This is a genomic window from Hyunsoonleella pacifica, assembly GCF_004310335.1.
Taxonomy (GTDB): domain Bacteria; phylum Bacteroidota; class Bacteroidia; order Flavobacteriales; family Flavobacteriaceae; genus Jejuia; species Jejuia pacifica.
In genome coordinates, this window is the sequence record NZ_SIRS01000004.1 from 577,388 (window position 1) to 583,492 (window position 6,105).

Genomic DNA, 6,105 nt, shown 5'->3' on the forward strand with positions numbered 1-6,105 from the left:
ATATAAGTGTTTAATTATGAAACAAATTTATAAAAGATTGTTATGTCATCTACATTTAAAGGGCTTATATCTAAAGAATTATCAATTTGTTAATATGCACTCTGTTTAATTTACAGTATGCAAAAAAACAAGAGCAAAATTAAGGTATTAACAATAAAAAAATATTGTTTTATACTGATTTACAGAGCTTTCCAAACTAAAACGTTTTCGTTTTTCTTATTATAGGTTTCTCCAAAAAAGCTTTAACTTTACCCTTTTAATATACGATATGTTCGGGAAGAAAAAACAACAACCGCAAATTGACAGAGAACAACTTCAACTCATTGAAAATGCTCAAAAACGCGTTAAGCAAAAGAAACGTTTGTATGCGCATTTTGTTTTGTTTCTAATAGGTTGTGTATTACTTATAGTTGCCAATACAGTTTTAGGTATTGGAAAAGATTTTACTGTTGCTGGTATCAATTGGTTTGTATATGCTATTTTAATTTGGTTTTTCTTGCTTTTATACCATCTGTTCAACGTATTTGTTACAAATAAGTTTATGGGCAAAGCTTGGGAACAAGAACAATTAGAAAAATTAGTATCAAAACAACAACAACGTATTGATAAATTGAAAGAAAGCTTTAGAAAAGAAGACGAATTAAAAGCGAAAAGTGAAGTATTTAATGAGATGAATCCTGCAAAACAAGAATTATCTAAAAAAGACTCTGAACTTACAATTATTGTTGCTGCTGCCGAGAACGATGCTATAGGTTTAGGCAATAAGCTAATTTGGCATTTAAGTGACGACTTAAAACGTTTTAAAGCGCTAACAAGTGGACACCACATTATAATGGGAAGAAAAACTTTTGAAAGTTTTCCTAAACCACTCCCCAATAGAACTCACGTAGTAATTACAAGACAAAAAGATTATAAAGCCCCAAAAGACGTTATTATTGTTCATTCTATAGAAGATGCCATTGATGCTGCAAAAAATGACACCCAGCCTTATATAATAGGAGGTGGTCAGATTTACAAACAAGCCTTGGATAAAAATTTAGCAGATAAAATTGAATTAACGCGTGTGCATCAAAGTTTTGAAGCTGATGCCTTTTTTCCTAAAATAGATAGGTCTGCTTGGAAGGAAACAAACAATGTTTTTAACAAAAAAGATGCAGATCATGATTACGAATTCTCTTTTATAACTTATGAAAGAGTATAATTAGACAAAAACGTCAAGACAGTTCTAACATTATATTTTTCAATCTACTTACTAGCTCTACAGCTTCGTCTTCATTGTAACTAGCAAATCCTATTCTTATAGCATTATGGTTTAAATTAGCCATATCATATCGCTGCCATTCAGGAATAATCAACTTATGTTTTAATGCTATTTCTGTAACCTTATTCCATGAATACGATTTATTGAGTATTGCCCAAATTGCCATACCACCTTTGGGAATTTGAAATGACAAGTAATCATCCAATTCGGCCTTTAAAAGCTTACAAAAAAAGTCTCTTCGCGTCTTATATATTTTAGTTACTTTATTAATATGCCTATCTAAATTTCCTTCTTTAATAAAACTTGCAAACGTAAGTTCTAAAATGGCATCACCTTGTCTATCAACAAACCGACGCAATTTGGCACATTCATCAACAAAATCTTTCGAAGCTACCAAATACCCAACTCTGTAGACAGGAGCAACTGTTTTACATACCGAACCCACATAAATTACATTACCATTAATATCATGACTCGCTAATGGTAAAATGGGAGCATGATTATAATTAAAATCGTAATCGTAATCATCTTCTATAATTGCAAATCCATACGTTTTAGACAGATTTAAAAGATGTATTCGTCTTTGTGCAGATAGTGTTACAGTAGTTGGGTGATGATGATGAGGTGTAGTATACACAGCACGTACGTTATATGTTTTGGCAAGGGTTTCAATTTCTTTGGTATCTAACCCATCTTTATCTACCCTAACTCGCAATAATTTTGCATTTGCATATTGAAAAGTAGTATCAGCTGAACTATAATTAGTTTCTCCTATCACTATATAACCAGATGTTTCAATTAATAACTGAGACGCCAAAAACATTCCCATTTGACTCCCTCTGGTTATTAAAATATTGTCAATCGTAATATTTAAGCCTCTTGTTATATTTAGATAATCTACCAAAACCTCACGCAATGTAGCATTACCATAAGTGGTACCATACCCCATATAATCCCGCACATATTTTTTATTTGATAGTTTTCTATATAGTGTTGCTATCTCATTTACTGGAGCTAACCTCTCATCAGAAACACCATCATTAATATATATATAGTCTTTATCAAAGTGTTGAGGAAAGACTCTATTTAAAAATAAAGCTTTGCGAAACTGAAAACCTGATTGTCTAGCTCTCGCATTAGGCCTATCGTTTACCCATTGCTGCTGTAATACAGGTACATCCTCATTAACATAAGTCCCTTTTTTCACTATGCTTTTTACCCAACCTTGTAAAGCTAATTCTTCATAGCTCGCTACTACCGTTTGTCTATGTACTCCAATTAATTTAGATAAAGTCCTACTACTGGGTAATTTAGCGTTTGCTATTAATGTTCTAGCTTTTATTAAATCTATAAATTGATTAGTTAACTGAATATGTAAAGCCTGTTTACTACTTCTATCAATTCTTAACAAGGTTTTATATGGAATCATATCTGGACTATTAATAAAATTAAAACTGGACCAATTTAATAGTCCACTAAACTACTAATTTTGTTCCATATAAAATCAATCATCAAAAACGAACAGTTATGTCTACTTACAATGTATCCCCTTTAAATAAAGTAAAACGAGGACCTAATAGAGCAATGTATGATGTTGAAGAAATTAATAAAATAATAGACTCTGGATTCATTGCCCATGTTGCTTATAATTACAACGGAAAAGCTATATGCATACCAATGGCATACGGAAGAATTGAAAATAAAATATATCTTCATGGTTCTCTTAAAAACAGAATGCTACTTGCTCTTTTAGAAGCAAGAGAAGCTACCTTAACCATAATGCATTTAGATGGTTTAGTATTGGCACGTTCGGGATTTCATCATTCTGTAAATTACAGATCAGTAACCCTATTTGCCTCCGTACAAAAAATTGATAATGCTAAAACAAAGGAAGTAGCTTTAAAATGTGTAATGGACTATATGATCCCAAACAGATGGGATAGCTTACGTACTATGAATACTAAAGAGTTTAATAGCACATTAGTTCTAGAGCTTGAAATACAAACAGCATCTGCCAAAGTTAGAGCTGAAGGTGTTAATGATGAAAAAATGGATCTTGAACTTCCTATTTGGGCAGGTATTATCCCTATAAAACAAATAGCGGAAGCTCCAATAAACGATGCACTTTTAGCAGAGGATGTAGATATGCCACAACATATTACTAATTATTATACAACCCATAAACCTTAAATTAATGCAAGTAAAAGATTTAAAATTTATACCAAAATTTTACGATAGATATATCAATCTTGTTGATAATGATATTGACCTATTAAGCGGATTAAAAGATAATATCTCACTTTTTGATAACTACAAAGAAGCTTTAATTGAACACCAAAACTTACGCTACCAAGCTGAAAAGTGGACACCAAAAGAACTATTACAGCACGTTATAGATACAGAACGTATTTTTTGTTACCGTGTGCTGGCTATTTCAAGAAGTGAGCCTAAAAACATTATGGGGTTTGATGAAAACCAATATGCAAAAAACTCTAGAGCAAACAGTCGTACCATTGATAGTTTACTTAATGAATTTCGGTTAGTAAGACAAGCCACAATAGCGCTGTTTGAAAGTTTAGATGCATCTACATTACATCTAACAGGTATATGCTCAAACATCAAGATTAGTTCAGGTGCTTATGGATTTATAATGATAGGACATACCATACATCATCTAAATATTTTAAAGCAACGTTACTTTTAAAAACACCCAAAATAATAAATGAAATAATTGTATCAATTTAAGTTGTATTTTTGCGGCTATTATTTGATAAATTATGAAAGCATATATATTTCCAGGTCAAGGTGCCCAATTTTCTGGAATGGGATTAGACCTTTATGAAAACTCATCTCTTGCTCAAGAATTATTTGAACAAGCTAATGATATTCTTGGTTTTTCTATTACTGATATTATGTTTGAGGGAACAGCCGAAGACCTAAAAGAAACAAAAGTTACACAGCCTGCCATATTTTTACATTCAGTAATTCTTGCAAAAACACTAGACGAAAACTTTAAACCTGACATGGTTGCTGGGCATTCTCTAGGAGAGTTTTCTGCACTGGTAGCCAATGGCACATTAAATTTTGAAGATGGACTTAAACTAGTTTCACAGCGCGCAATAGCAATGCAAAAAGCTTGTGAATTGCAACCAAGTACTATGGCTGCTGTTTTAGGTTTAGATGACGATATTGTTGAAAAAGTATGCGCTACTACAGAAGGCGTTGTTGTAGCAGCTAACTATAATTGCCCAGGGCAATTGGTAATTTCTGGAGAAATAGAGGCTATCAATAAAGCCTGTGAAACTTTAAAAGAAGAAGGTGCTCGTCGTGCACTGGTTTTACCTGTAGGAGGTGCATTTCATTCTCCCTTAATGGAACCTGCTCGAGAGGAACTTGCTTCTGCCATTGAAAACACAACCTTTTCTACACCAAGTTGCCACATTTATCAAAATGTAACTGCAAGTGCAGTAAGTAATGAAAATGAAATTAAAACGAATCTAATTTCTCAGCTTACAGCTCCTGTACGTTGGACACAGTCTGTCCAACAAATGATTGCTGATGGCGCTACTTTATTCACTGAAGTGGGTCCTGGCAAGGTACTTCAAGGGTTAGTTAAAAAAATAAACAGAGAAACTCAAACAGCATCTGCAACTTTAGAAGCTATTTCTTAGATGAAATTTACACGTCGTACCGCATATATATTTATTACTATTGTTTTAACCATTGCCATTGATCAAATTTCAAAGGTTTTAGTTGTAAATAATATTGAAGAGAGAACGAACACATCTTACGGGGAAACTATTTCTCTTATTGGAGACTACTTCACAATGATGCATGTAAAAAATCAAGGCGCTTTTTTAGGTATGGGTAGTGAATTAAACGGTTCATTAAAAGTTTTTTTATTACTTGTTTTGCCAGTAATCGTCTTAGCTTTTGTTTTAAGGCACATTATTAAAGATAAATCACTTGACAACTGGTCTCTTTTCGCTTTTTCAAGTATAATAGGGGGTGGTATTGCCAATGTTTATGACCGATTCGCTTATGGAGAAGTTACCGATTTTCTCTACATACACATCACGGATACTATTAGAACAGGTATTTTTAATTTAGCCGATTTATCAGTAACTACCGGAATGATGATTTTAGTAGTAATGATGTTGAAAAAGAAGAAAAAAGTTAATTAACAGAAATAGTTAAAATAAAAAACCTGAAATTAATGATCATTAATTTCAGGTCTCTTATTGTCTAGTTTAATAAGTTAATTTAAGGGATAATTACAGTAATATTTTCGCCGGTGCCATAACTCCCATCTGAAGAATGGATAACTGTTTCATCGAAAGTTAATGAATATGCTCCTGCTCCATCCTCAAAGGCATCAAATATCGAAAACGTATATGTTCCTGAAACAAGGCAAATGTTTCTTGTAATACCACCTTCTAATCCATCATAAGCACCAAATCCTGCTGGAGTTAAGCTTTCAAAAACAGTATTTCCTCCAGCGTCTACTATTCTCCAATAGATTTCCTCTGGCCAGTTATCAAAAATTATATCTAAAATAAGCTCAGGGTTAGGACAAACTTGTTTTAAGTTAATCTGCATAGTAGCACCAATTTGTAAGCCTTCTTGAGACACAAAATCTAAAGCTAAAATATCCTCGCCAGATGGATTAACATTAGGCCCTACAATATCAAGGTTAAAAGTTCCTAAATTAGAATTAGCAGGTACTGTAACTGAAGTTGGAACTGAGTATGCCGAGGCATCAGCAGTAGTAGCATCAGCATTTACAACAATATTAAAAGTGCGGCTAGCACTACTCGTATTTGAAGTAGCTACTTTTATCTCTT

Annotated in this window: 7 protein-coding genes; 5 read left to right on the forward strand and 2 right to left on the reverse strand. The window is 32.8% G+C overall.

Features of this window, described 5'->3' with window-relative positions:
• The first annotated feature begins 268 nt into the window (after window positions 1–268).
• A complete protein-coding gene (locus EYD46_RS11925; protein WP_130937370.1) occupies window positions 269–1,201 on the forward strand; it encodes a dihydrofolate reductase in 933 nt (310 codons plus the stop codon).
• A gap of 13 nt (window positions 1,202–1,214) precedes the next feature.
• Here EYD46_RS11925 and EYD46_RS11930 read toward each other — a convergent pair whose 3' ends face one another.
• On the reverse strand, window positions 1,215–2,690 hold the full coding sequence (locus EYD46_RS11930) for an aminotransferase-like domain-containing protein (protein WP_130937371.1): 1,476 nt from the start codon (window positions 2,688–2,690) through the stop codon (window positions 1,215–1,217).
• A 98-nt stretch (window positions 2,691–2,788) separates the two neighbouring features.
• Between EYD46_RS11930 and EYD46_RS11935 the strand changes: the two genes are divergently transcribed.
• From EYD46_RS11935 to lspA, 4 genes are all read left to right on the forward strand, one after another.
• Window positions 2,789–3,451 (forward strand): pyridoxamine 5'-phosphate oxidase family protein, encoded by a 663-nt coding sequence (locus EYD46_RS11935; RefSeq protein ID WP_130937372.1) that lies wholly within the window; start codon window positions 2,789–2,791, stop codon window positions 3,449–3,451.
• Window positions 3,452–3,455: 4 nt separating this feature from the next.
• A complete protein-coding gene (locus EYD46_RS11940; protein WP_130937373.1) occupies window positions 3,456–3,965 on the forward strand; it encodes a DinB family protein in 510 nt (169 codons plus the stop codon).
• Between the two features lie 73 nt (window positions 3,966–4,038).
• Window positions 4,039–4,932, forward strand: a complete 894-nt coding sequence (fabD, locus tag EYD46_RS11945; protein ID WP_130937374.1) for an ACP S-malonyltransferase — start codon at window positions 4,039–4,041, stop codon at window positions 4,930–4,932.
• Window positions 4,933–5,445 (forward strand): signal peptidase II, encoded by a 513-nt coding sequence (gene lspA, locus EYD46_RS11950; RefSeq protein WP_130937375.1) that lies wholly within the window; start codon window positions 4,933–4,935, stop codon window positions 5,443–5,445.
• Between the two features lie 79 nt (window positions 5,446–5,524).
• Here the strand turns inward: lspA and EYD46_RS17775 are convergent.
• Window positions 5,525–6,105: hypothetical protein (locus tag EYD46_RS17775; protein ID WP_394365773.1), on the reverse strand; the 581-nt coding region annotated here is incomplete at its 5' end.